Source organism: Streptomyces mobaraensis, from assembly GCF_020099395.1.
Classification (GTDB): Bacteria; Actinomycetota; Actinomycetes; order Streptomycetales; family Streptomycetaceae; genus Streptomyces.
Genome location: NZ_CP083590.1, coordinates 7,523,386 through 7,547,423, shown reverse-complemented (window position 1 = coordinate 7,547,423; position 24,038 = coordinate 7,523,386). Strand labels below are relative to the sequence as shown.

Below are 24,038 nucleotides of genomic sequence, written 5' to 3'. Positions count from 1 at the left end.
GACTCCCCCTTGAGGATCCGGTACCGGTTCACTTGCCGACGGCCGGTCGCGGCGTCAGGTCGTGCCAGTGCTCTTCGACGTAGTCGAGGCAGGCCTGGTAGCCGGCCGCGCCGTACGCCACGGTCCAGCCCATGGGGGGTGCGAGCCGCGTCGGCCACAGGGAGTGCTGATTGCTGTCGTTGGTCAGGACCAGGTAGGTCCCGTCGGCGTCTTCGAAGGGGTTCGTCACCACTGGGGTGTCCTTTCCGGCAGGGTGGAGAGAAGGGGGGGGAAGGTGGAGGGAGCGGGATGCGCCGTGCGGGCTCAGGCGGGGGCGCCGAGCGGCGGGCCGGTCAGCGCGCGGATGTGGACCGGCAGTTCGCGCCAGATGTCCGGGGTGTAGAAGTGCCCTCCGGGCAGGACGTCGTGGCGGTAGGGCCCCGTCGCGACCCGGCGCCACTGGTTTCCGGCGTCCTGCTCGATGACGTCGTCGTCGGTCGCCGAGAGCATCTGCACCGGGACGCTGACGGTGGTCCCCGGCGTGTAGTGGAAGGTGTCGCGGACCTGGATGTCCGCCCGCATGAGCTCCACCGCCATCTCCTGGAGGTCGGGGTCCTCCAGGACGTGCGCGGGCATCAGGCCGTTGGAGCGCATCCAGTCGAGCAGTGCCGCGTCGGTGTCCTGCCGGGCGGGGAACATGTCGCGGGGCGTCAGACCGCGGTCGGGGGCGTTGCACGAGGAGACGACCAGCGTCTCCGGCAGCGGCCCGCCGGCGCGCTCGATGCGGGCCGCGACGTCGAACGCCATCCAGCCGCCCATGCTGTGGCCGAACAGGACGTACGGACCGTCGACGGCGGAGAGCACGGCGGCGGTGGTGTCGGCCGCGAGCCCGTCCCAGTCCGTCGCGTACGGCTCCGCGAACCGCCCTTCGCGGCCGGGGTAGCAGACGGCCGACAGGGCCACGTCCGCCGGGAGGCACGCGCTCCACGCGTGGTACGGCCCGGTGCCGCCGCCGCAGAAACCCAGGCAGATGAGGGTGCGTGCGGTGTGCTCGTCCCGTTGGTTGACCCTGATGACGGTGGTGTCCTGTGTTCCGGGGGTTCGTTCGGCCATGGCGATTTTCTTCCTCGTCTTCTTGTGCTGCTCGTACTTCTTGGGCTTCTCGTGCTGCTCGTGCTGCTCGAACGGGTGCCGTCCGGCGGCGGGGCGGTGACCGGCGGGCCCGCGCCCCGCGTGGCGCGCCGCGGTCAGGCTCCGCCGTGCCGCGGTCAGACTCCGGCGCGCAGGGTGTCGACGTGCCGGGCCAGGTCCCGGAGCCGGGGATGCCGGTAGACCTCGCGGGTCGACATGGCGATCCCGAACTGTTTCTTGAGGCGGGCCACGACGCGCAGCGCGATCAGCGAGTGGCCGCCCATGGCGAAGAAGTCGTCGTCGGCCCCGACGCGTTCGCGGCCGAGCACCTCGGACCACACGGCGGCGATCAGCGTCTCGGCCTCGCCCTCGGGGGCGTCGCCCGGCGCCTCGTGTGCCGCCGGTTCCGTGCTCTCCACGGGGGCGGGCAGGGCGGCGACGTCGACCTTGCCGTTCACCGTCAACGGCAGGGCGTCGAGGGGGGTGTAGACGGTGGGCAGCATGAACCGCGGCAGTACGCCGGCCAGCCGCCCGCGCAGTGTCTCGGCGGTCGGGACCTCGTCCGCCGGGCCGGGCGCCGGCACGTAGTACGCGACGAGTTGCTCGCCGGCGACCGGGCCGCGGTGCAGCGTGACCGCGGCGGCGGCGACGCCGGGCTGACCGGCCAGTGCCGCCTCGATCTCGCCCAGTTCGACGCGGTAGCCCCGGATCTTGACCTGCCGGTCGATGCGGCCCAGGTAGTCGAGGGCCCCGTCGGCGCGCCGGCGCACCTTGTCCCCGGTGCGGTACATACGGGTGCCGTCGGCGGCGAAGGGGTCGGCGACGAACCGCGTCGCGGTCTGCGCGGGCCGGTTCACGTACCCCAGGGCCACCTGGGGTCCCGCGAGGTACAGCTCGCCCTGCGTGCCGTCGGCCACCGGCCGCAGATCGGCGTCCAGGACGTACGCCCGTACGCCCGTCAGCGCGCGGCCGACGTGCGGGGTGCCGCCCTCGATCCAGGCCGCGGTGGCGTCCACGGTGCACTCGGTCGGCCCGTACAGGTTCAGCGCTTCCAGCCGCCCGGTGGCGCGGGCCTCCGCCAGCTCCCGCCAGGTCTGTTCGGGGACCGGCTCGCCGCCCATGAACAGCCGCAGCGCGCCCGTCCGGTTCTCGGCCGCGCGGACGAGCAGGTCGGCGCGGAGCAGGTGCCAGTGCGAGGGGGTCAGGTCGAGGTCCCGCACGCCGTACGCGTCCAAAGCCTCGACCAGGCGCGCCGGGTCGGTGCGCTCGTCCTCGCCGAGCACGACCAGCGTGTCGCCCCGGCACACCCGCGCCCACTGCTGGACCGAGGCGTCGAAGGAGACGCTGGCGTTCCAGGCGACGACACGGGGCCGCGCGGCGTACATGCCCGCCTCCTCCAGCCCGGCCACCAGGGCGGCCACACCGCCGCGCGTGGTCGCGACGCCCTTGGGGGTGCCGGTGGAGCCGGAGGTGTAGATCACGTAGGCCGGGGTGTGGGCGGTGACCGGCACGGGCTCTTCGCCGCCACCGGCTCCGACATGTGCCGGGTGCCCGTCCGCGTCGGCTGCGATCCGGCCGTCCGCGTCGGCCGTGGTCCGTCCGGGCTCGACGGTGCGTACGCCGTCCGGCCACGCGCCGCCGTCGGCGGTCAGCAGGATCCGGACTCCGGCGTCGCGCACCATGCCGTGCCGCCGCTCCCGCGGGTACTCGGGGTCGATCGGGACGTACGCCGCGCCCGCCCGCCAGACGGCGAGCAGCGCGACGACGAGGTCCGCGCCCCGGGGCAGGCTGACACCGACCCGGTCGCCGGGGGTGACGCCCAGTCCGGTCAGCACGGCCGCCGTCGCGGCGGTGCGCCGGTCGAGTTCGGCGAAGGTCAGGTGGCTGCCGTGGTCGTGGACGGCGGTCCCGGACGGGTCGTCCGCCACGGCCTGCCGAAAGCGCGTCAGCAGGTCGACGGGTGTGGACGGGCCGTACGCCGTCGCCGGGGCGACGGCCGGCTCGGGGCTGTGGGGACCTTCGAGAACGCCGGTCACGCGGCCTGCTCCTCTCGTGCGGCGGGGGCCACGGTGGGCCAGCAGGCGTCGAGCCCGACCGGGTCGCCCATGGCGACGACGATGCGCCGGTCGCCCCGGAAGGGGTCGCGGCCGTGCGTGGCCAGGATGTTGTCGACGAGCAGGACGTCGCCGGGCTGCCAGGTCCGGCGCATCGTCGCGGCCTCGTAGGCGGCGTTGATCGTCTCGATGTCCTCGCGGCTCAGGGGCTCCCCGTCGGCGAGGGCGGTCTCGAACGGCAGGCTGTCCGGGCCGAACTCGTCGAGCAGCGCCTCCCGGAGTTCCTCGTCCAGCGACCACGAGTTCCAGAAGGCCATGTGGTTGAACCAGACTTCCTCGCCCGTCCCGGGGTGCCGGATGATGCCGGGCCGCAGTTGCCGGGTGCGCAGGGCGCCGGAAGCGTCCCATACGCAGGAGATGAGGTTGTCCGCGCAGTATTTCTCGACGTCCTCGCGGCTCTCGGTGCCGAACGCCGTGCGCCAGTCGAGCGAGATGTGTTCCGAGTAGGTGCGGGACAGCACCCAGCCGGCGGCGCGCATCCGGGCGACCAGGTCGGCGGGGAGGCGGCGCAGCACCTCGCGGCAGTCGGCGACCGGTGTGGCCCCGCCCTCCTCGGGGGCCGTCAGGCAGGCGAACAGCAGCAGACCGGGGAAGGTGAGGGTGTAGCTGTTCTCGTTGTGCATGCGGATCGACTGGTTCGGCGGCAGGTCGGTCGAGGAGTAGACGTCGTTGCCGTAGCTGCTGCGCGGGGTGGCCTTCTCGCGGTAGGGCGTGCGCTGCGGGACGAGGACGTCCCGTACCCGCGCGAAGTCGTCGACGTCGTGTACGGGCAGGCCGCGGAGGTAGAGCGCGCCGTGCCGGTGCAGTGCGGCGCGTAGTTCGGTGTGGACCGAGGCGAGCCAGGCGCACGCCTCGGTGGCGTCCGCGAAGTGCGGGACCTGGGTCGTGGCCGGTTTTCCGGTCTCGACGGTCCACTCGATGGTCGGCTCGATGGTCCGGGAGGGAGAATCACTCATCGTGGTGCGTGTCCTGTCGTGTTGACGCTGTCGTGTTGTCGCTACGTGTTGTCGCTGACGGATTTCCTCGAATGCCACCGGGTCCCGGACGTCATCCCCATCCGGTGTCCCCTCCACCGTTCGGGCCGTGGTGGATGACGGTCGGGATGCGGCGCAGGAGCATGGGGATTTCCTCGTGCTTCCGGAACGGGGGTGGATTCCTTTTTCCGGCCGGCGCCTCGTCTTTCCGGTCGGCGCATCGTCGGACTCGGGCGTCCGGCCGTCGGACTCGGGCGTCGGACCGGAGCACCGCACGCGGTCACCGGATCCGGAGACCGGATGCCGAGACCGGATTCGGTGACCGGATGCGTTCACCGGCCGGCGGGATTCACGCTGTCATCGGAAAAGCGCGCTCACCAAGGGAGTTCGGGGCTGGTGTTCACGCCTGTCGCATAGATGAGAGGGGGCGAAAAGGGGCGATTGCGATCACAAGGAGCACTCGGCCGGGCCCGCCGCCTCCCCTCGTGTCGGCAGGTCGCGGCGGGTGCGGATGGGCGAGCACAGCAGGATCAGCGCGGTCAGCGGGATGCCCGCGGTCATCAGACCCAGCGTCGGGCGCACCCCGAGCCAGGTGCCCAGCCCGCCGGCGAGCAGCGCGCCCAGCGGCAGGGTCCCGTAGTTGAGGAACGACGAGCAGGCGGAGACCCTGCCGAGCACTCCGGCCGGGCAGTATGCCTGGTGGAAGCCCGCCTTGATGACGTTGCCGGCCACGACGCCGACCGAGGCGCACGCGTAGCCCGCGACGAAGAGGGCCAGCCCGGCGCCCCGGGTGGTGAGCGCCATGAGCGGGGCGAGCGCCGGTACGCCGAGCTCGAACACCAGCAGTGCCCGTGCGGTACCGAAGCGGGCCACTCCCCGGCGCACCACCAGCGCTCCCAGGACACCGCCCGCCCCGCCGATCGCCACCAGTACCCCCACCCCCGTCCCGCTCATGCCGACGTCGCGTACCAGGAAGACCACGAGCAGCGTCTGGCATCCGCCCAGGAACAGGTTCGAGGCGGCTCCGAAGCACGTGAGGCTACGTAGGTAGGGGTCGCGCGCCACCAGCCGCACGCCCTCGCCGACCTCCTTGAAGAGGGCGCCCCGCGTCCGTACGACCACGGGTGCCGGCGGCTCGCGGTGCCGGATCCGGGACACGCACACGAACGACACGAGGAAGGTCGCCGCGGTGGTCAGCATGCCGTCGACCACGCCGAGGACCTGGGCGATCAGGCCGCCGGCGGCGGTTCCGGCGAGCTGCGCCGCCGAGGCGCTGCCGTGCAGCTTCGCGTTGCCCTCGGCCTGGTCCGCCGCGTCGACGAGGCCGGGAAGGTAGGCGGTGTACGCGGTCTGGAAGAAGACCGCGGCGGTTCCGGCGAGCAGGGCGGCCAGCAGCAGCCCGCCCACGTCGAGCGCGCCGGACCGGTGGGCCGGCGGGACGGCCAGGAACACCGCGCAGGAGACGGCGTCGCCGGTCAGCATGACCGCCCTGCGCGGCAGCCGGTCCACCCAGACTCCGGCCGGCAGGCCGATGACGAGCCAGGGCACCCAGGTCGCGGCGGTGAGCAGGCTCACCTCGAAGGTGCCCGCGTGCAGGGCGGAGACCGCGACGAGCGGCAGCAGCACGCCGGTGACAGCGGCACCGAACTTCCCCGTGGTCTCGGCGTACCACAATCGCCGGAAATCCCGGTTCCGGCCCAGGAGTCCGCCCCTTGCGGACCGGTCCGCGGGCCGCCTCCCGGCGCTCTTCCCGCTGTTGTCCGCCGTCCCTTCTCCGCGGCTCTCCCGCTCCCTCACCGCCATGGGGACGGCTCCGTCTGCTCGCCGTTGACCGGTTGTTGACCGGTCGCCTCTAGGGTGATCGCGATCGGTGGAAATCTCGAATACCGCAGGGGGGTCATGAATACCTCGCACTCACTCGGTGAAATGGATCTGAGCCGGGAAGCCCTGGACGTTTTCGCATTCGCGGCGGACCGGACCGTATTCGGCATCGCGGATCTCGCGGAGGCGGGCCTCGACCCCGACGACGCGGAGCGGGCCGTCAAGGAACTCCTGGGCTTACGGCTGCTGTGCCATCCCCAGGGGGTGCCGGACCGCCTCACCGTCGTGCCCCCGACGGTGGCCGCCAACCGGCTGCTGCGTCCGATGGAGCGCCGGATCCAGCACCAGCAGGAGGAGATCGAGCGGTTCCGGTGGATGTTCGACGCGTTACTCCCCGCCTACGAGGCGCGCCGCGCGCGCAACTCCGCGACCGCGCCCGTCGAACTGGTCACCGACCTGCACGTGGTCCAGGAGATCATCGAGGAGCTGACCCTCACCTGCCGCGAGGAGGTCCTCACCGCGCAGCCCGGCGGCGGGCGTTGCCCCGAGACGCTGGGGGCGGCGCAGGAGCGGGACCGCCGCATGCTCGCGCGCGGCGTCGCCATGCGCACGCTGTACCAGCACCCCGCCCGCTACCACCAGCCGACGATCGCCCATGTGCAGCACGTGACGAGCCTGGGGGCGGAGGTGCGCACCCAGTCCGAGGGCTTCTGCCGCATGCTGATCTTCGACCAGCAGACGGCGGTGCTGGGCGTACCGGACGACCCGCGGGCGGCCCTGCTCGTACGCGAGCCCCATCTCATCCACAGCATGCGGGGCTTCTTCGACTGGGCCTGGCGCGGTGCCTCGCCCTTCCCGCTCGCCTTCGACACCGCGTCGGCCGTCCGCATCTCGGGCGAGATCCAGGAAGCGATCGTCGCCATGCTGGCCGAGGGGCTGGAGGACAAGTCGATCGCGCGGCGGCTGGGCATGTCGGTCCGCAGCTGCCAGCGCCACGTCGCCGAGGTCATGAAGGCGCTCGGCGCCAAGAGCCGCTTCCAGGCCGGATTCCTCATCGGGCGGTCGCGCGACGACACCGCCGACGGGGCGCTGCCCGGGGCCGGGTGCCGCGTGCTCGCGAGCGCCGGTCCGGCGGACGCCCGGCGCCGGTGATGACGGCGGGGAGCCGTCCGCCCCGGGCGCCCGGCCCTCAGCCGGACCGGCGGGCGGGAACGGGCACGGGTGCCCCGGGGTCGGCCACGGCCAGGTCCGCGACGAGGCGGCCGAGGTCCGCGGCGTGGCGGTCGGCCTGCTCGGGCGCGTAGGTGGCCGGGTTGGCCTCCACGCACACGGTCGTCCCCTCCCCCGGCGACCCCACGTCGAAGAACAGGCTGAGGTCCGGGACGGGCCCGGTGACCAGCGTGCGCACCGAGCCCCCGGCGGTGCCGAACCGCAGGTCGCGGTCGAAGTTCACGACGTTGACGAGCGGTCCGACTCCGGGTGGGACCGCCGGGCCCGCGGCGGCGGCCAGGGCGCGCCGGAACTCCTCGTAGCGGTACCGGTGGTGACGCATCGCCTGCCTGATCCGGCCGTCCGCCCGCAGGCAGGCGTCCCGTACCGAGGCGTCCGGCGCCACGGCCACCCGCACGGGCAGGATGTTCGCCAGCGGCGCGACCACGCCGCGCAGTACGCGGGTGGGGCGGCCGGCCACGGAACAGCCGAAGGTCACCTCGTCCGCCCCGGTGACCTGCCGCAGGTACAGGGCGGTGGCCGCGATCAGGAAGTGCGCCGAGGGGATGCCCAGCCGCTCGCTCTGCTCCCCGGCCGCGGCGACGGCGGACGCCGGCAGGTGATGCCGGGCGTGCAGGGCCGCGGACGCGGGCGGCGCCTCCGCGTGAAGCCGTCCCGTGGCCGGCCAGGCCGCCGCCTCCGCCGCCCAGAACTCCCGGTCCGAACGGTACGTGCGGCCGGCCGCGTACGCCCGGTCGTGCTCCACCGCGGCCGTGACGGGCTCGAAGGGGTGCGGCTCCGCCGCGTTCCCGCTCAGCAGCGCGTTGTAGAGAGCGGCCGTCCTGCGGGCCAGGGCGGCCTGGCCGTATCCGTCCGCCACGATGTGGTGGACGCGGCGATACCAGAGGTGGCGGTCGGGCGCCACCTTGATCAGGGCGGCACCGAGCAGCGGACCGGTGGTGAGGTCGACCGGCCGGGCCAGGTCGGCGCGCATCCAGGCCACCGCCCGCCCGTCCGGGCCCGGGCTCCCGGTCATGTCCAGGACCTCGAACTCCCACTCGGCGGGCCGCAGTTCCTGCACCGGCGTCCCGTCGGGTTCCGTCACGAACCGTGCGCCCAGCGACCCGGCCTCGTCCACGGCGGTGCGCGCCGCCCGCTCCAGCAGCGCCGCGTCGAGAGCGCCGGTGATCTCGTAGTAGTCGCCCACGTTGTAGGGCGTGCCGGCCGGTTCCAGGATCTGGGAGATCCAGATCTCCAGTTGACCGGCTGTCAAAGGGACTCGCACGTTTCCGCTCCAGACGCCTCGGGACCGTCGTCCCTTCACCCTGACACCCGCCTCGGCCTGCGCGACAGGCCCCACCGGGGGTGGTGTTCCCGCCTGTCGTGCATCCGAGGGGCACTCTCGGGGCCGCGGCAGCGGGTCCGGCACACCGCGCGGCGACGGACGTCCGCGTCCGGCCGTCGAACAGCCGGTGGTCATGAATGATCACGGATGATCACGGAGCTGTCCGCGCTCCGTGGCCCGTCGGGCGCGTTCGTGGCGGCCGGCCCGCGCCTCGCCCGCGTGAGGGACCCGGCCGAGCCGGGCCCCGCCCGGACCCGGCCCTGAGGAAGCAGCTCAGAGTTCTGCCGTGCTGAACAGGCCGGCGCGGGCGGCGAGCAGGGCGGCGGCGGCCGCGCGGTGGGCGGCCTGTTCGTCGAGGGGTTCGCCGGTGATGAAGAGGCGGTGGTAGAGCGGGGCGGTGGCGGCCCGGATCAGCTCCACCGGGTCGACACCGGCGAGGAGTTGACCCCGTTCCACGGCGCGGGTCACGACTTCGGCGGCCTGCGGTGGCGGGCGGTGAAGAAGGCGCCGAGTGCCGCCGCGCCGAGGTCGGAGCGGAGGGCCGCGGCGATCAGGGCGGTCGGGGTGGTGCGCAGGTCGGGGTCGGTGAAGGTGGCGTAGACCTCGTGGGCCATCAGGTGGACGTCCTCGTCCACGTTCCCGGTGTCGGGGATCGGCCAGGGTTGGTCGGCGGAGAGCGCGAGCGCGTCGGCGATCAGGCCGTCGACGCCGCCCCAGCGCCGGTAGACGGTGGTTTTGTGGACGTCGGCGCGGTGGCGGATCGCCTCGACCGCGAGGTGGTCGTACCCCTTCTCGGCGAGCTCGGCGAGGGTCGCGGCGACGACGGCCGCGCGGACCCGGGCACTTCGCCCACCGGGCCTGGTGCCCGCCGTCGTGGCCTTCTTGGCCGTCGTGGCCTTCTTGGCCGTCGTGGCCTTCTTGGCCGTCGTGGCCTTCTTGGCCGTCGTGGCCTTCTTGGCCGTCGTGGCCTTCTTGGCCGTCGTGGTCTGCGACTTCTCAGGCAAAGTCAACTGCAGTCTCTTTAAGACTTGCGCAGGGGCGGATGCACTGCGAAGATCCTAACGCCACTCCGGTTGCTTTAGCTGCTGTAGCGAAGAAAGGACGCCCCCATGACCGCGTCGATCCCGAACCCCGAGGCCCTGCACCCCCTGCCCGAGCACGACCGGGTGGTCCTGCTCCGCCCGCTGGTCACCGACGCGCGGATCGAGGTCGGCGAGTACACCTACTACGACGACCCCGACGGCGCGACGGAGTTCGAACGCCGCAACGTGCTCTACGGCTACGGGCCCGAGCGGCTGGTGATCGGCAAGTACTGCGCGATCGCCGCCGGCACCCGCTTCCTGATGGCGGGCGCCGCCCACCCCACCATGGGGGTCTCCACCTTCCCCTTCACCATGTTCGGCGGCACCTGGACGGAACGGACCCTCGACCTGGTCACCGGCACACCCAGCCGGGGCGACACCGTGATCGGCAACGACGTCCGGATCGGCTACCAGGCGCTGATCATGCCGGGCGTACGGATCGGGGACGGCGCGATCGTCGCGGCGGGCGCCGTGGTCACCGCCGACGTGGAGCCGTACACCGTGGTCGGCGGCAACCCCGCCCGCACGATCCGGCGCCGCTACGAGGACGCCGACATCGAGCGGCTGCTCACAGCGGCGTGGTGGGACTGGCCGGTGGAACTGGTCACCGAACACCTCCGCACCATCATGGCGGGCACGCCCACCGAGATCGAGCGGATCGCGCGGCAGGCCGCCATGTGACGACGGAGAAGCGGGTCCGGCGGGTCAATGAGCTCGGGGCTCATCCGCCTCCGCTCACCTGTGCACGCCATCGGTTTCGTGCCGGCGGTGATCCATGCTCGACTCGGCCGGATCGCGCCCGCGTGGGATACGGCCGCTGATCGCCAACAGCAGGGCTGTCGACGGGGCAAGCGCACCTGCCACGACGAGTTGTACCCGGTAGTCGACGGTCGCGACCATGGCCGTGCCCGCGAGGAGGGCGAGACCGGTCGGGGCGAAGACCAGCGTGTTCGCCGTGGCCGCCACCCGGCCGAGGAGTTCGTCCGGCGTTTCCTTCCGCGCTGTGGTCAGTGCGCCGATGAGGGGCCAGGGCAGTCCGAGGCCGATGAGCAGGCTGCCGCCCAGTACGGCGGGGACGAGCGTGGTGAGCCGGGCCAGGGCGCCGACGGCGAAGAGGACGGCCCCGGTGGCCGACAGGACGTGTGGCGGAACGCGGCGCAGGAGCGCGCCGGCTGCCAGGCCGCCGGCGACCGACCCGATCCCTTGGACGGAGTTGAGGACGCCGGCGAATGCCGCGGGCTGATGCAGTCCGGTGCCGAGGAGGGCGTAGGTGGCCGTGCCGCTGAGGCTCGATGCCGCCATCGCGCAGCCGGCCGCGAGAACCAGGGAGCGCAGCGTCGGATGCCCCCACAGGTAGCGGACCCCTGCCGCGGTCTCCGCGGTCCAGTTCCGACGTGGCCGGTGGGCGGGGTTGGGTTCGCGCACGCGGAGGAGGCTGAAGGCGGCGGCGCCCAGGAGGAAGGACAGTACGTCCAGCAGAGCGACGGCGGGTCCGCCGAGCACGGCGAAAAGGCCCGCGCCGATCAGGGGGGCGAGGAGTTTGCTGCTCTCGATCGCCGTGCGGACCAGGCCGCCCCACTGTTCCTGGAACCGGCCCCCGGCGGTCGGCGTCCTTCCACGAGCCCGCAAGATCGACTTCGTTGAAGGATGTGCCCATGCCCGGTATGGCTGCTCGCTACCTCTACCTCACTCGCCACGCCGAGGCATCGTCGGACGAAAGTCAACTGACCGACGTGGGCCGCCGCCAGGCCGCCTTGCTGGGAGAGCGGCTCCGTGAGGTTCCGCTGTCGGCGATCCACCACGGTCCTCTGGCCCGCGCCGAACAGACCGCCCGACTGGTCGGCGAACGGCTCGACGGCATTCCCCACCGTCGCTCCGAAGCGGCCGGCGACTACGTCCCCTACCTGCCTACTCACGAAGAGCTGCCGCCGGAGGCAGCCGACGCCTGGCTCCAGTTCCTGGACCGGTTCACGGCTGAGGAACGCGAGCAGGGCCCCGAGCTCGCGGCGGCGGCACTCGCGGAATTCACCGGACCTGTCGTCGGCGACGAACCGCGCCACGAGCTGGTGGTCACCCACAACTTCCTTGTCGGCTGGCTCGTTCGGGCCGCGCTCGACGCGCCGAAGTGGCGATGGCTGGGCATCAATCATGCCAACGCGGCTCTGACCGTCATCCGCTACACACCCGACCGCCCCCCAGCGGTTCTCCTCTTCAACGACACCGGCCACCTCCCCGCCGGGCTCCGCTGGACCGGCTTCCCGCCGGAGCTCCACGTCTGAGGTCCCCGGGAGAATCGATGTCGCCGGCCCGGACGCGATCAGACGCGCCAGTGGCGGATCGGTTCAGCGCAGGTGAACACATCCGCTTGGCCGGCCCGTACGGCGTGCGCGAGGTCGATGAAGCCGCCGTAGGGTTCGGCGAGTCCCTCGCCGGAGGCCTGCATGGAGGAGATCGCCCCGAGGGCGGCGAAGGTGGGGTTGCGCGCGAGCAGCGGGCGGACGCTGACGATCTCATGGAACAGCGCGGCCGCACGCCGCGAGGCGTCGGGCAGGTACTCGGGCTTGGGAGCGTTGACCTTGTGGCGGGCCACCGCGGCGACCAGCCCCGAAAAGCCGGTCACCTCAAGGGCCTTGGGAAGGAACGCGGCCTGCTGCTCAAGAAGCCATGCCACATCGATAGAGAGCTCGGGCGGCATCACTCGGGCGGCCTTCGCCCCCGAGCGGCCGGTGGCGTCGGGTTCCTCGTCGGGGAACGCGGCGGTCTTGCCGAAGACGAACGCGCGGGACCGGCCGGACAGCAGTGCGGAGACAGTGATCGCGGTCGGCCTTCGGACAGGAGGCCATCATCCCTGCGGCGGTGCCGGGCCCGACGAGTCACGGAATCACCTGCTCGGCATCGTCTTGGAGCCAGCCGGTGTGGCCCCTGGCCCATGACATTCCCGGTCCGGCCTTCACAGCCCGCAGAGTGAGCAGGAGCACCGCCAGGCGCGCCTCCGCCTCGGGGGCTGGGGCCTGGGCGTGGGCGTGGGCGGCGACATAGTGACGGACTCCCGGCGCCAGAACGCCGATGAGCCGACGCACCGTGGCCCGGCTGACCCTCGCCGCCAGACCGCCCGTCTTCTGACCCGCGGTGAGCCCGGACGGTCGGACAGCCGCGTCGACCGTACCGACGGCCGGCCCAGAAGTTCCTCGGTGGCTCCGAAACCGCTGGCCTCGCGGCTTGTCGAGAGGGCGCTCAGCCCGGCCTGGCTGCCGAACCGACGGACATCCGTCGTGGTCCGTTGACCCGCCCCACCACTTGATGCACCCGGTTCTGCCGCGATTTCGCGAACCCGCAGGCATGACGCGAGTAGCGGAACGTTTCCTCTGGGTAGCCACGACAAGGTCCCCGTTTGGGGTCTGAGAGGTACGGGTTCCTGCCATGGGCGGGAGCCGGGAGAAGGGGCGAAACGATGAGAATGTGGGCACGCGTGGCAGCCTGTACGGCATCCGCAGCCGCTGTGATCAGCGGCCTCGGCATCGGCGCAACGACAGCCCATGCGGCCGCCGACAGCCACCCTCCGGCGACGGCGGCCGCCCCGGCGCGGCCCTTCGACAATGAGCCCGCGCCGAGTTGCTCGGACAACAACAACACGGTCCCTTGCTGGGAGTACCAGACCTGGTACTGGACGTACGACAACTGCAACAAGGCGGGCACCAACGCCGTAAACGCGGACCGGGGCAAGTTCGACAACCACGTGTGCGTCCTCACCGGCAACGGCGTAGGCGTGGGGCTGTGGTTGCACAAGCTCCACGACTGACCGCGCCGCACCTATGGCAACGGCGCCTGACCTCGAAGTGTCGTACGGAGTCCGGTTCGGGTCCCGCGAACCGCCCAAGCCCTGACGCGATTATCCCGCGATTGTCCAGGGCAGCGACCCAGCCCAAGGCGCGTTTCGACCGGCCTGCCGGTCAGGTGGAACGGATGTAACGGATACCCGGACCGAGATCGGCGTTGTCCGACAGCGGGGCGAGGTGAAGGGGGGTCTGGGAAAGGGTGATGCTGCTGGGGATCAGGCAGAGCGAGTCGTTGTAGCCGATGACGACGGTGCGGTCGGTGCGGTTCTTCACCGAGCGGGCGGTCATCAAGCGTGCGGGATCGCCGGCGGAGGGCTTGACGATGCGGGTGCATTCCACGAGGGCCGACTTGTAGACGGTCTTCTGGCCGCGGAAGCCGCGTTCGGACCAGAAGCAGATGTTGCCCGCGGTGCATTCGTCGGGCCCGACCAGGCGTCCGATCCGGCGTTCACCGGTGTGGTGGTCGGTGTCGCCGTGGCCGTGCCCGTCGTCGGCACCGGCCTTGCCCGGGATGCCGGCGCGGAACAGGGCCTCGCTGCGCCGGTGGACGGTCAGTGCCTCGTCCGGGCGGCCGGTCCGGCGCAGGAGCCGGCCGAGGGAGTTGAGAGCGGAAGGTTCGGCGAGGCGGCTCTGCGCGCCGGTCTGCCGGCTGAGGCAGTCGGCGCCTTGGTGGAGGTGGGCGATGCCTTCGTCGGTCCGTCCAAGCCTGTTGAGGGCCACGGCCGCGTAGTTGAGGGCCCAGCCGGCCTGGAGCTGGTCGTCGATCTCACGGGCGGGGGCCAGGGCCGTCCGCGCGGTGCTCAGTGCGGTGGTGTGGTCGTGGAGGCAGGTGCTGTAGGCCCAGGCGAGGTAGTCGAGGCGGTTTCGTCGCGCCTGCTGTTCAGAGCCGGGCAAAGCCGACGGCGCGCTCGGAGACCTCCGTCCACAGCTCCCAGTGCGAGGGGCGGTCGGAGAACCAGTGCATCGCCTCGGCGGTGTCGACGACCTGCCGGTGACGGCCGGCCGTCTGGGCCCGGCGCAGGGCGGCGAGCCACTGGGCCCGTTCGGCCTCCAGCCAGGCGTGGGCCTGGTCACGGTCGACCGGCGCGGTGGCCGGGTCGGGGCCGCCGCCGGCGTCGTCGTCGGAACCGTCGGGGCGGTGGTCGATGGTGAAGAGCCGTGCGGCGGCGGTGGCCCGGCGCAGCATCCAGGTGTCGGTGCGGGTGCGCGCGAGGGAGATGTCGGCGGGTGTGTCTTCCTCGTCCAACCGCTCGGTGGCGAACAGGCGGAGGAGGTCGTGGAAGCGGTAGCGCTCCGCGGTGGGGTGGGGCTGGAGGAGGCCGGCGTCGGTGAGGTCCTGCGCATACCGGGCGGCGTGGCGCGGGGGCAGACCGGCCAGGAGAGCGGCGGCCCGGGGGCTGAAGTCGGGGCCGTCCGCGAGAGCGGCGCGGCGGAAGACGGTGCGAGCGGTCTCGTCCAGTTGCCGGTAGGACAGATCGGCGCCCTGCTCGCCGCAGCCTGCATGACCGTCACGGCCATGCAGACCCCGGCGGCCGCCCAGGGCGCGACCAGCGGGCTCACCAACTGGCAGACCGGGTACTGCCTCGACAGCGACACCGGCGGAGCCGTCTACACCAGAGGGAACAGCAACGGCTGCGGCGCGAACAACCCCTACCAGCGCTGATTCGTCCACACCTCCGGCAAGCGCCTGATGCTGCAGAACAGCAAGACCGGCCTCTGCCTCACGGGCGGGGGAACCGGAAGTGACCGCGTCATCGCCAAAGCCTGCGACTCCGAAAACCCCCGGCAGTTGTGGGAGCAGCACTACCTGACGGCCGACGTCTCCGCGCTGATCAACCACCAGAACAAGCGGGCGCTGGACTCCAACATGAAGGGCAACGTGTACACCAGCGACTTCTCGGACTCCAACTCCTACATGAAGTGGTACATACCGTTCGCCTCGAACTGACGCCCGTATCGAGCCCCGCCGCGCCACGCGGCGCGGCGCGGCGGTGGCACCGCTCCTGGTCGGCCTGGCCCGGGCCGTGGAAGGCGGAGGTCGACGTCGACCTCCGCCTTGCCGGGATCAGCGGCTGAAGCGGCAGACGGCTTCCGCCCCGCTCCGGTCTCGGACGGTGGCCCAGCGCTGATACGGGCCGTCGACCTCGGCCCTCCCCGAAGGGGCGGGGCACCGCCCAGTGGCCCCAGGCGTACCGGACGCGCACGCGGACGCCGAGGAGATGCACGGCGAGGGGCCCGGCCCCGACCGGCAGTTCGCAGGCTCCCTCTGAGACGTCACGACCTTGACGACCCGGCGACGGAACCCGCCGCCGGATGGCCGGGAACGGCCCTAGGTCAGCCACAAACCCGGTGGCAGCATGAGCATGCCAAACAAGGAGCGTCGGTCGACTCAATGACCTCAGGGGGAATCATGCGAATGCCATCCCGTATACGTACGGCCTCGGCCGCACTCGCCGTCGCCGCGGCCGGCCTCACGTTCACCACCGCCGGGACCGGATCCGCCCAAGCGGCGGGCTGCCCGTCGAACGGCCAGGTGCTCGGGGCCATCCAGAGCATCAAGGTGGGCTCGCAGACCATCGGCCAGTTCTACCTCGGATGGAACTGCAGCGGTGCCTACACCGAGGTCAACCTGTGGAACACCAACTACGTCAACAACTGGCGCTTCGGCCAGGTCGATGTGAAGTCCAGCTCCAACTACGCAGTGAACCAGAACAAACCGGTGCTGAACAACGGCTCGTACTGGTTCGACGCCGGGTACATCCCGGTGACGAACGTGTCGAACACCCGGGAATACAAGGGCAACTGGAACTTCACCGCCTATGGGCACTCGTGCTCCGGGCAGACCTCGACGTGGAACTTCTCCTACGGCGGCGTGAGCACCACCGACAACCATCCGTACTCGAGCTGCAGCTGACGCTCCCGGCGCGTTGCCGATGAGCGGCTCCCGGAGGGGCTCGCCGGCCGGGCCCCTCCGGGAGCCGGAGCGTCGTCGCGCACGGACGGCGGCGCCAACCTCGACTCCCGGATGCGCACGTCACTGACGCACAAGGCGAAAGCCGGCCTCCCTCCGGACCAGGCCCGACAAGCGGTCGACCGCGCCCTCGCCCACGGACCGCCGAGCTGACCGGACGTGCCCGCAGCGCCGCGGAATCACGACGGCGATCACCGGCCGGCCGCCGGCGCACCCGGGCGCGGTCGGCACCGCGCGCCGGACGCACGGCCCGCGGCCGTGCTGTCGCCGTACGGACCTGAGTACCCGTACTCAGGCCCGGCTCCCGCGGAATCGGCAGACTGTGCCGCATGAGCGGAACGACGAAGCACACGGCGACGGGAGACGCGGGGCGCGCCAGACCGTCGATAGGGCAGGAGATCGGGCTCAGCCTGGCGTTGCTGCTCCTGGACCTGATGGTGATGGCCTGGTTCTTCTACGGCTACGGGATCACCGCGTGGGCGGACGGTTACGACACTCCCAACGCGCCGGAGGCGCCGGGGGTCGCACGCCAGGCGATGTGGGTCCTGGCCGGTGGTGCGGTGGTCACGGGCGGCGGCCTCCTCGCGCTCCGGCGTCCCGTCGCCGGCGCGTTCCAGCTCCTCGTCCTGGGCACCGGGGCCGCGTTCTTCGCCGACCTCGCGTCGCGCTGAGCCTCGCGAAGACCGCCGGGGCGGTGGAGCGGCGCTCGCCACCGGTTCGTACCCCGGCAGGGTGGCCGGGGGGCAGGCCCGGCGAACCGGCCGCCGTGGCCCGGCGGCGGATGCGCGGGAGGTCCAGGCCGGCCGTCCCTCACACCAGCAGTGAGGTGGCCGACCGGCGCGCGGACCGGGAGCGGCGCAGGTCGCGGCACGCTGGTGGTTGCGCGGGCACAGCAGGCCCACGTAGTCGCAGCGCGGCGGGTGGAACGCGTCCTCGGTGTGCCACAGCGGCTCGGCCTCGCTGCTGGAGCCCATCTGCGCGGTTTCCTCGCCGGGAACGGGCAGCACGTCGTGGACGATCCGGCCGTTCTGCTGGGTCGCCCAGCCGAACGCCTCACCGAGCAGGGCCGCGTGCAGCAGGAGCAGCGGCTCCTGGTGCCGGGTCCGCTCCGGATCCGGGGCGGGACGGGTCGTGGGGGTCGGTCCGATCCGTTCGTCGTCAACGCCGAAGCCCGTGACGACGAGGGCGCGGGGGCTGTCGCGGAGCCGCATGCCGGTCAGCTCGGCGCGGATGCGCGGCGGCAGTTGCTGCGCGGCGAGCCGGGTGCGGTGCAGCAGTTCCACGGTGGGGTCGAGCGGCACGTCGGCCAGGGTGTGCGACAGATCGTCGGCCTCCGTGCTCTCCTCACCGGTGAGTGCGACGGTACGCAGGTGCTGAAGGTCGGTCACGTTTCTCATCATCGGGGGCCACCGCCGGTGCGGCGACGGTCGCGTGCGCCTCGGAACGTACGCCGACGTCTCCAGACGGGCCGACGAGAGCTTCGAGGAGCGCACCCGGCTGCCGGCAAATCCCCTCCCGGCGAACCCCTATAGTCACCTTTTCGGGTGGTACGGCGCATGGGGTGCATGGCCGAGCGAACGGTGGAGAGAGTGATCGTGCACCCATTGATCACCGTCCCCCGGAGCATCCGTATGAGCCCACTCCTCACCGTTCCGGAACGGCCAACCGCCATGGGCCGCACGGCCGGACGGCAGCGGTGACGCGCCTCCGTATGCCGAAGGCCCGCCCCCGGGCCGCCGCCTCGTTTGTCACCGGGCTCGTGCTGCCGGCCGTCGCCCTGGCCGGCTGTGCGAGCCGGCAGCAGCCCCGCCCGGCCACTCCCGATGACGTCATCAAGGCGGCCACCCAGCGCCTCACGGACGCGTGCCTCGCCCGGCAGGGACTCAACCCACAGATCAGCGCGCAGAGTTCGCAGTCAGCCACCGAAGAGCGGCGAGTCACCGACGCGCTCTTCGGCGCGGGCCGGACGGAGCTGTCCGTCACCCTGCCCACCGGCTACGTCGTCCGCGCGCACAGCGACGGCTGCCTGGCCGCCGCCCAGCGGCGCCTCTACGGTGACCAGCCCCGCTGGTTCCGGGCATCCGTGATCGTCGACAACCTGAAGCCCGAGGCCGACCGCATCCACCGCAGCCTCGCCGAGGTCCGCGACCGGCACCGCACGGAGATCGCCGACTGGCGGCGGATGCGCGCGCGTGCCCTCACCGCGGCCGCCACCGTGCTCGACACCCCACCACCGACGGGAGAACCCCAACAATGAAGCGCCTGTCCGCCCTCCTCGCCGCCGTCCTGATCTCGGCCGGCGCCGCCCTGACCACGTCGGCCGACGCCCAGGCGGCGGTGTCGTGCCGCCGCGGCTACTTCTGCGTCTGGACGGACGCGAACTTCACCGGCATGAAGATCGAGCACAGCGGCGACGACCGCTGGTGGGAGGGCGACATGAACAACCACGACTCCTCCTGGGCGAACCACGGCGTCTCCGGGCCCGGCGTCAAGGACCACGTCAAGATCTACGACGGGCGCGAGCTGACGGGAGGCGTCACCCTGTGCCTGGCCCCCGGTCAGGAAGTCGCCTACAACGGTCACGCGAACGACAGGGGCGGTTCCCACACCTGGACCATGACGTGCTGATGGCCGTCTCCCGGTTCCCCAGGACCCGGTTCTTCCGCCGGAGCCCCGAAGCGACCGCGGCCGTCTCCCGTGAACAGTGGAGTGGTCGGTTCGGCAGGGGTTCCACGCGCCGGCACCGGGAATCCGCCGCTCGCCCCTTGACCGCCTTCGGGGACCCCTCGGAAACTTGGAGAGGTCTCCAAGTTTCCGGAAGGGCGTGGGGCGTGTGCAACCGGTCGAAAAGGGGCTGGTCGAAAAGGGGCTACGAGAGCGGCAGAAGGCCCAGCGGCGGGCCCGGATCCTCGACGCCACGCGTGAACTCCTGCGGGAGAACCCGGAGTCGGTGATCAGCGCCGAGCGGATCGCCCGGCGCGCGGGGGTCGCCCCGGCCACCGTCTACAACCTGGTCGGACCGCGCGACAAGATCTGGGAGGCGCTCGCCGACGGCTTCATGGACCGGCTCGAGCGCCGCCTGGCGGCGTCAACGCGGGGAGCCGCCGGCGGAGCCGTCGACCCGCGGCAGGTCGTGGAGGCGACCGTCCGGCTGTTCGTGGGCGACCCGGTCGTCTCGCGCCGCATGGTGCGCGAGTGGGAGGCGAGCGGCCTCGTCTTCCGTCGCGGCCCGCTCATCCGGCTCCGGCAGGCGATGGCGGACGCGCGGGACCGGGGTCTCCTGCGCGCCGACGTCGACACGGACGCGCTGGCCGCCGCCGTCGCCACCTCGTCCGTCGGCGCTCTGCACCAGTGGGTCGCCGGCCTGATCGACGACGACCGGTTCTTCGCGCGTGCCGTGTTCGCGCTGGACGTCGCGCTCGCCGCGGCGGCCGCGGCACCCCACCGCGACCGGTTCCTGGAACCGCTGCGCGTCGGGGGCACGGCATGACGGCCGGTGCCCGGCCGCGCCCCCGGAGTTTCGGGGGCGGCGGCGGGATCCGGCTCGCCGCGGACGTGTGGGGCGAGGCGTCCCCGCCGCCTCTCGTCCTGCTCCACGGCGGCGGCCAGACGCGGCACGCCTGGCACCGGGCCGGCCCCCGGCTGGCCGCGCTGGGGTGGCGGGTCGTCGCCCCGGACCTGCGCGGGCATGGCGCCAGCGGATGGTCGCCCGACGGCGACTACGACCTCGACCTGTTCGCCGAGGACGTCCGGGCGCTCGTCACCGCACTCGGCGACCGGCCGGTGCTCGTCGGGGCCTCGCTCGGCGGGCTGAGTTCGCTGCTCGCCGCCGGGGAGGCGCCCCGGGCGGACGTACGCGCTCTGGTGCTCGTCGACGTCGCCCACCGGCCCGACCCGCTGGGCGCGCGCCGGATCGCCGCGTTCATGCGCGGCCGGCCGGACGGCTTCGCCGGCCTCGGGGAAGCGGCCGCGGCGGTCTCCGCCCATCTGCCGCACCGCCCGCGCCCCGACGACCCCGAGGGGTTGCGGAAGAACCTGCGGCGCCACGGTGACCGCTGGGTCTGGCACTGGGACCCCCGGATTCCGGAGAGCTTCGAGGGCCACATGGACCCGCCCGGCATGGCGGACCGCCTCCTCGCGGCCGCGCGCCGGTCCGGCGTACCGATCCTGCTCGTCCGCGGCGGGCTGAGCGACGTGGTGCGCGCGGACATCGCCGAGCAGTTCTGCGACGCGGTTCCCCGGGCCCGGCGCGTCGATGTCGCCGGCGCGGGGCATATGGTGGCCGGCGACCGCAACGAGCACTTCGTCGACGCGATCGTCCCGTTCCTGGCAGAGGTGGCGGAAGGGGGCGCGTGAGGGCGGGGCCGCCGGTCGTCGGAGCGTCTCCACCCGGGCGGGATGGCGCGGAGCCGAGTGATCCGGGACGACCGGAACGCACGGCTGGTACGCATCCCCTCCGTTTCCCCGGAGCCGGCACCACCGCGCCGGCCCTCTGTTCACAAGGGCGGCGAACGCCCCCTTCACTCCCCCGCTCACTCCTCCGTGACCGGCTGCGGAACCGCCCTGGTCCGGCCGACTTCGACGCGGCCGGTTCCGGGCCGCAGGCATGGAAGGCACACGAGCCGCAGGGCATCGCCGCGCTTCGGCACCGGGGCGCCGGCGGTGGGCGTTCGGAAAGGCGGCGCGCCACCGGGCCCCCGGCGGCGGCCGCCCTCGTCGCCGCCGGCACCGGGGCGCCGCGGCGGCCGCGCCCCGGTCCGTCGCTCCTCACCGGCGGCCGGACCGCCGGCGCAGGAACCAGAGGCCCGCCGCGAGCAGGGAGACCGCGACGAGGACGAGCCCCGCGGTGCCCCAGAACCCGCCGGCGATCCGGACGTCCGCCACGGCGACCGCGGCGGCGGCGCCGAAGGGCACCACAGCGAGGACGACGACGCGCAGCAGCGCGACGAGCCCGGCCGTCCGGGGCGCGCGGAGGTGCCGTCTGCGGGCTCCGCCCGGCCGTCCGCCGGCGCCGGGGGTGTAGTAGCCGACGGCTTTGGCACCCAGCCGCAGGGTGTTCTTCCGGTAGATCACCGCCAGGGCGGGCACCCAGATCAGCGGCAGCACCATCCCGACGAGGAACAGGGCCACGATCGGGGCCATCGAGAAGACCTGCCGCACCCAGTAGCTCTTCTCCATTCTTCCCACGATGCCCAGGAGTTCGGCCATCCTGACGATCAGCGACCACCGGGTGCGCCGGGGGACCCGGCCCCGGCCTCCCGGCGGGTGGCGCTCCACCGCGCGCAGGGCCTCCATGGCCTCCTCGGTCGTCGGGTACACGTCCTGGAGGACGAGCAGGTCCGCCACCCGCCGTTCGTCGCAGGGGTCGTGGCCGGCGAGGGCGGCCAGTTCGAGCACCATCTGGGCCTGGGAGAGCAGGGCGGCGACGAAGCTCACGGGCATGAGGACCACGAACGGGCCCCCGAGCACCGCGCCGTCGGCCATGGTCAGGCGCGTGCCGTGGACGATCACGTCCCGGCGGAGTGCCTCCTCCCCCGCCAGGGGGTCGCGCTGCGGCCGGCGGTTCACGGAGCCGGCGGCGCGCGGGCCGAACCGCCGTACCGCGAAGAAGGCGAGCTGCTCGGGCATGTGCCGGGGATCGGCCCAGATCATCGGCAGCAGCGCCTGGGCCCGCACCACCGTCGACTCGTCCGGCCGCGGCGCCGGCCCTCCGCCGGTTCCCGGTCCGTCTCCGTTCATCCGGGCCCGCTTCCTCCGGCCGGCGGCCGGGCCAGGGCGGACTGCACGGCGCCGACGACGACGTGGGCGGCGACGCCGAGGAGCAGCACGTCGCCCACCATCTGCACCATGGTGACGACCCGCGCCGGGTCCGTGCGCGGGGCGATGCCGCCGAAGCCGACCGTGCTGAACACCGTGAGCGCGAAGTACAACGCGCCGGTCCGGTCGAGGTGTTCGCTGAAGTCGCCGGCCCGGGTCTGTTCCATGAGGTAGTAGGTGGCCGCGAAGAGGAGCAGGAACAGCGGAACCGTGGTGGCCAGCGCCTCGACCGCCCGCAGGCGGGGCCGGGAGGACCGCAGGACCGAGCGGATCTGCCACGCGAACAGGGCCGCCACGGCGGCCAGTCCGAGGACGAGGCCCAGGGCGGTGGAACCTTCGAACCTCTTGTTCAGGGGCAGGAGGTAGTAGGCGAGGACGAGCCCGGTCGCGGTGGCCAGCGGACGCAGCACGACACTCATCGGCCGGCCTTCCCGGCAGGTCGCCCGGCAGGTCGCTCCGCCGGCAGCCGTCGGGTGAAGGCGAGGGCGCCGAGGGTGATGCCCGCGGTGGCCAGGACGGCGGCCCGGAGGGCGTCGAGCTGGGCCGTGGCGTAGGAGTCGACGACCGCGTCGGCCTCGGCCGGCGGGAGCCCTGCGCGCCGGGTGGCGGCCCGCACCTGGTCCGTGCTCACAAAGCTGACGCCCGCCTCCATGGCGGTCCCGGCCTGGTGCCGGGCGGCGTCCGAGATCTTCGGGTTGTCGTCGATCTGGGTGGTGAAGGCGTGGACGAGGGCGCCGATCAGCAGGGAGCCGATGAGCGCGGTGCCCAGGGGCGAGCCGAGGTTCTGCGCGGTGTACTGCAGGCCGCCCGCCTCGCTGCGTTCGTCCTCTCCGACGCTGGACTGCGCGACGTTCCCCAGTTGCGAGGCGAGGAGTCCCATGCCCAGCCCGATGCCGCCCATCGCCAGGCCGAAGGAGAGGTTGTCGATCCGCGGCTCGATCGTGCCCAGCAGCCACAGGGCCGCCGCCAGCAGCACCAGCAGTCCGCCCCTCACCACCGTGCGCGGTGCGGCGACGCGGCCGAGGAGGGGGCCTGCCATGGCGGACAGCAGCATCGTCACGGACACGGGCAGCAGCCGGAGACCGGTCCGGAAGGCGTCGAGGCCCTGGACGACCTGGAGGGTGGGTGACGACGTATCTGACCTGGCGGCTGGTGTTCGCCGGCGAGGTCGTGGTGGTCCTCGCCATGCTGTGCGTCGTGCGGTGGATCCCCGACGTCCCGCCGGGGCCGCGCGCGCCGACTACGACCGGCTCCGCAGCCTCGAGACGCTGCGCGGCCGCCGCCTGCGGTACGCCGTGACGTCCGTCCTGCTGCTCCTGGTCTTCGTCCTCTCGCCGCTCGCGGTGGTGGCGACCTGGGCGAACAGCCAGGTCTCGGACACCGACCGCTATGTGCGGACCGTCGCCCCGCTGGCGAAGGACCCGTCCGTGCAGAAGGCCGTCACGGACCGGCTGACCACCCACGTCGTCGACAACGTCGACGTCAACGGGATCAGCGACGCCCTCAGCAGCGCGCTGGCCAAGGCCGACGCCCCGCCAGGGATCGTCGACAAGTCGCAGCTCCTCGCCGGGCCCCTGAAGAACGCGGTCACGTCGGCCGTCCGCGAGGTGATCGACAAGGTGGTCACGAGCGGCGAGTTCGCGGAGGTGTGGAACGGCGCGAACCGGCGGGCCCACGCGGCCGTCGTCAAGACGCTGACCGGCGAGGGGACCGGCGCGTGGAGGCCAAGGGCGACGCCGTCGTCCTGGACCTAGGCGGT

General features: G+C 72.7%; 27 protein-coding genes and 1 pseudogene. 13 read left to right on the top strand and 15 right to left on the bottom strand.

The window, feature by feature from the left end; genetic code table 11:
• Positions 1-28: 28 nt before the first annotated feature.
• The 5 genes from K7I03_RS33160 to K7I03_RS33140 all read right to left on the bottom strand — a co-directional run bounded on the left by K7I03_RS33160 (position 29) and on the right by K7I03_RS33140 (position 5,899).
• On the bottom strand, positions 29-229 hold the full coding sequence (locus K7I03_RS33160) for an MbtH family protein (RefSeq protein WP_278255091.1): 201 nt from the start codon (positions 227-229) through the stop codon (positions 29-31).
• A gap of 74 nt (positions 230-303) precedes the next feature.
• Positions 304-1,092 carry a thioesterase II family protein gene (locus tag K7I03_RS33155; RefSeq protein WP_185943047.1) on the bottom strand — a complete coding sequence of 263 codons (789 nt, stop codon included), beginning with the start codon at positions 1,090-1,092 and terminating at the stop codon, positions 304-306.
• Between the two features lie 155 nt (positions 1,093-1,247).
• Positions 1,248-3,146 carry a non-ribosomal peptide synthetase gene (locus K7I03_RS33150; RefSeq protein WP_185943048.1) on the bottom strand — a complete coding sequence of 633 codons (1,899 nt, stop codon included), beginning with the start codon at positions 3,144-3,146 and terminating at the stop codon, positions 1,248-1,250.
• Complete coding sequence (locus K7I03_RS33145; RefSeq protein WP_185943049.1) at positions 3,143-4,180, bottom strand: TauD/TfdA family dioxygenase; 1,038 nt, start codon at positions 4,178-4,180, stop codon at positions 3,143-3,145. The genes K7I03_RS33150 and K7I03_RS33145 overlap by 4 nt, the downstream gene beginning before the upstream one ends.
• A gap of 465 nt (positions 4,181-4,645) precedes the next feature.
• Positions 4,646-5,899, bottom strand: coding sequence for an MFS transporter (locus K7I03_RS33140; RefSeq protein WP_224347754.1), 1,254 nt, complete (start codon positions 5,897-5,899; stop codon positions 4,646-4,648).
• Positions 5,900-6,124: 225 nt separating this feature from the next.
• On the opposite strand from K7I03_RS33140, the gene K7I03_RS33135 reads away from it, so the two are divergent.
• Entirely contained in the window at positions 6,125-7,171 is a 1,047-nt protein-coding gene (locus K7I03_RS33135) for a helix-turn-helix transcriptional regulator (protein WP_224347352.1), read from the top strand.
• Positions 7,172-7,208: 37 nt separating this feature from the next.
• Here the strand turns inward: K7I03_RS33135 and K7I03_RS33130 are convergent, their stop codons facing one another.
• The 3 genes from K7I03_RS33130 to K7I03_RS34155 all read right to left on the bottom strand — a co-directional run bounded on the left by K7I03_RS33130 (position 7,209) and on the right by K7I03_RS34155 (position 9,583).
• Positions 7,209-8,501, bottom strand: coding sequence for a condensation domain-containing protein (locus K7I03_RS33130; protein WP_185943051.1), 1,293 nt, complete (start codon positions 8,499-8,501; stop codon positions 7,209-7,211).
• 345 nt (positions 8,502-8,846) lie between these two features.
• Positions 8,847-9,041, bottom strand: coding sequence for a TetR-like C-terminal domain-containing protein (locus tag K7I03_RS34160; protein WP_313772157.1), 195 nt, complete (start codon positions 9,039-9,041; stop codon positions 8,847-8,849).
• Positions 9,038-9,583 (bottom strand): TetR family transcriptional regulator, encoded by a 546-nt coding sequence (locus tag K7I03_RS34155; protein ID WP_317988282.1) that lies wholly within the window; start codon positions 9,581-9,583, stop codon positions 9,038-9,040. Before K7I03_RS34155 ends, K7I03_RS34160 begins: the two co-directional genes overlap by 4 nt.
• 99 nt (positions 9,584-9,682) lie before the next feature.
• Here K7I03_RS34155 and K7I03_RS33120 point away from each other — a divergent pair, with 99 nt between their 5' ends.
• Entirely contained in the window at positions 9,683-10,336 is a 654-nt protein-coding gene (locus tag K7I03_RS33120; protein WP_185943052.1) for a CatB-related O-acetyltransferase, read from the top strand.
• 54 nt (positions 10,337-10,390) lie between these two features.
• Here the strand turns inward: K7I03_RS33120 and K7I03_RS33115 are convergent, their stop codons facing one another.
• Positions 10,391-11,284, bottom strand: coding sequence for an MFS transporter (locus K7I03_RS33115; protein ID WP_185943053.1), 894 nt, complete (start codon positions 11,282-11,284; stop codon positions 10,391-10,393).
• 26 nt (positions 11,285-11,310) lie between these two features.
• Between K7I03_RS33115 and K7I03_RS33110 the strand changes: the two genes are divergently transcribed.
• The gene (locus K7I03_RS33110) at positions 11,311-11,934 is read left to right on the top strand and encodes a histidine phosphatase family protein (protein ID WP_185943054.1); all 624 of its coding nucleotides are present in this window, start codon (positions 11,311-11,313) and stop codon (positions 11,932-11,934) included.
• Between the two features lie 38 nt (positions 11,935-11,972).
• Here the strand turns inward: K7I03_RS33110 and K7I03_RS33105 are convergent, their stop codons facing one another.
• A complete protein-coding gene (locus K7I03_RS33105) occupies positions 11,973-12,350 on the bottom strand; it encodes a toxin Doc (RefSeq protein ID WP_185943055.1) in 378 nt (125 codons plus the stop codon).
• A gap of 774 nt (positions 12,351-13,124) precedes the next feature.
• On the opposite strand from K7I03_RS33105, the gene K7I03_RS33100 reads away from it, so the two are divergent.
• Positions 13,125-13,454, top strand: a complete 330-nt coding sequence (locus K7I03_RS33100; protein ID WP_185943056.1) for a hypothetical protein — start codon at positions 13,125-13,127, stop codon at positions 13,452-13,454.
• A gap of 151 nt (positions 13,455-13,605) precedes the next feature.
• On the opposite strand, the gene K7I03_RS33095 is transcribed toward K7I03_RS33100, so the two are convergent.
• Both K7I03_RS33095 and K7I03_RS33090 read right to left on the bottom strand, forming a co-directional pair.
• The gene (locus tag K7I03_RS33095) at positions 13,606-14,385 is read right to left on the bottom strand and encodes a tetratricopeptide repeat protein (RefSeq protein WP_224347350.1); all 780 of its coding nucleotides are present in this window, start codon (positions 14,383-14,385) and stop codon (positions 13,606-13,608) included.
• Positions 14,372-14,737 carry a hypothetical protein gene (locus K7I03_RS33090; RefSeq protein WP_224347349.1) on the bottom strand — a complete coding sequence of 122 codons (366 nt, stop codon included), beginning with the start codon at positions 14,735-14,737 and terminating at the stop codon, positions 14,372-14,374. The genes K7I03_RS33095 and K7I03_RS33090 overlap by 14 nt, the downstream gene beginning before the upstream one ends.
• 30 nt (positions 14,738-14,767) lie before the next feature.
• Between K7I03_RS33090 and K7I03_RS33085 the strand changes: the two genes are divergently transcribed.
• The 8 genes from K7I03_RS33085 to K7I03_RS33050 all read left to right on the top strand — a co-directional run bounded on the left by K7I03_RS33085 (position 14,768) and on the right by K7I03_RS33050 (position 20,818).
• Positions 14,768-15,154 carry a hypothetical protein gene (locus tag K7I03_RS33085; protein ID WP_224347348.1) on the top strand — a complete coding sequence of 129 codons (387 nt, stop codon included), beginning with the start codon at positions 14,768-14,770 and terminating at the stop codon, positions 15,152-15,154.
• Between the two features lie 27 nt (positions 15,155-15,181).
• Complete coding sequence (locus tag K7I03_RS33080; RefSeq protein ID WP_224347347.1) at positions 15,182-15,439, top strand: RICIN domain-containing protein; 258 nt, start codon at positions 15,182-15,184, stop codon at positions 15,437-15,439.
• A 468-nt stretch (positions 15,440-15,907) separates the two neighbouring features.
• A complete protein-coding gene (locus tag K7I03_RS33075; protein ID WP_185943057.1) occupies positions 15,908-16,405 on the top strand; it encodes a hypothetical protein in 498 nt (165 codons plus the stop codon).
• A 386-nt stretch (positions 16,406-16,791) separates the two neighbouring features.
• A complete protein-coding gene (locus K7I03_RS33070; RefSeq protein ID WP_185943058.1) occupies positions 16,792-17,133 on the top strand; it encodes a DUF6234 family protein in 342 nt (113 codons plus the stop codon).
• Between the two features lie 1,040 nt (positions 17,134-18,173).
• Positions 18,174-18,719 (top strand): hypothetical protein, encoded by a 546-nt coding sequence (locus K7I03_RS33065; protein ID WP_185943059.1) that lies wholly within the window; start codon positions 18,174-18,176, stop codon positions 18,717-18,719.
• Positions 18,716-19,090 carry a peptidase inhibitor family I36 protein gene (locus K7I03_RS33060; protein ID WP_185943060.1) on the top strand — a complete coding sequence of 125 codons (375 nt, stop codon included), beginning with the start codon at positions 18,716-18,718 and terminating at the stop codon, positions 19,088-19,090. Before K7I03_RS33065 ends, K7I03_RS33060 begins: the two co-directional genes overlap by 4 nt.
• Positions 19,091-19,295: 205 nt before the next feature.
• On the top strand, positions 19,296-19,952 hold the full coding sequence (locus tag K7I03_RS33055; RefSeq protein WP_224347346.1) for a TetR/AcrR family transcriptional regulator: 657 nt from the start codon (positions 19,296-19,298) through the stop codon (positions 19,950-19,952).
• Positions 19,949-20,818, top strand: a complete 870-nt coding sequence (locus K7I03_RS33050) for an alpha/beta fold hydrolase (protein WP_185943061.1) — start codon at positions 19,949-19,951, stop codon at positions 20,816-20,818. Before K7I03_RS33055 ends, K7I03_RS33050 begins: the two co-directional genes overlap by 4 nt.
• Before the next feature lie 411 nt (positions 20,819-21,229).
• On the opposite strand, the gene K7I03_RS33045 is transcribed toward K7I03_RS33050, so the two are convergent.
• The 3 genes and pseudogenes from K7I03_RS33045 to K7I03_RS33035 all read right to left on the bottom strand — a co-directional run.
• The gene (locus K7I03_RS33045) at positions 21,230-22,201 is read right to left on the bottom strand and encodes a hypothetical protein (RefSeq protein ID WP_185943062.1); all 972 of its coding nucleotides are present in this window, start codon (positions 22,199-22,201) and stop codon (positions 21,230-21,232) included.
• The gene (locus tag K7I03_RS33040; protein ID WP_185943063.1) at positions 22,198-22,698 is read right to left on the bottom strand and encodes a potassium channel family protein; all 501 of its coding nucleotides are present in this window, start codon (positions 22,696-22,698) and stop codon (positions 22,198-22,200) included. The genes K7I03_RS33045 and K7I03_RS33040 overlap by 4 nt, the downstream gene beginning before the upstream one ends.
• Positions 22,695-23,399 (bottom strand): annotated as a pseudogene (locus K7I03_RS33035) (MFS transporter); the annotation flags it as partial. The gene K7I03_RS33040 and the pseudogene K7I03_RS33035, both read right to left, overlap by 4 nt.
• 82 nt (positions 23,400-23,481) lie before the next feature.
• Between K7I03_RS33035 and K7I03_RS33030 the strand changes: the two are divergent.
• Positions 23,482-24,033 (top strand): hypothetical protein, encoded by a 552-nt coding sequence (locus K7I03_RS33030; RefSeq protein ID WP_185943064.1) that lies wholly within the window; start codon positions 23,482-23,484, stop codon positions 24,031-24,033.
• Positions 24,034-24,038: the final 5 nt, after the last annotated feature.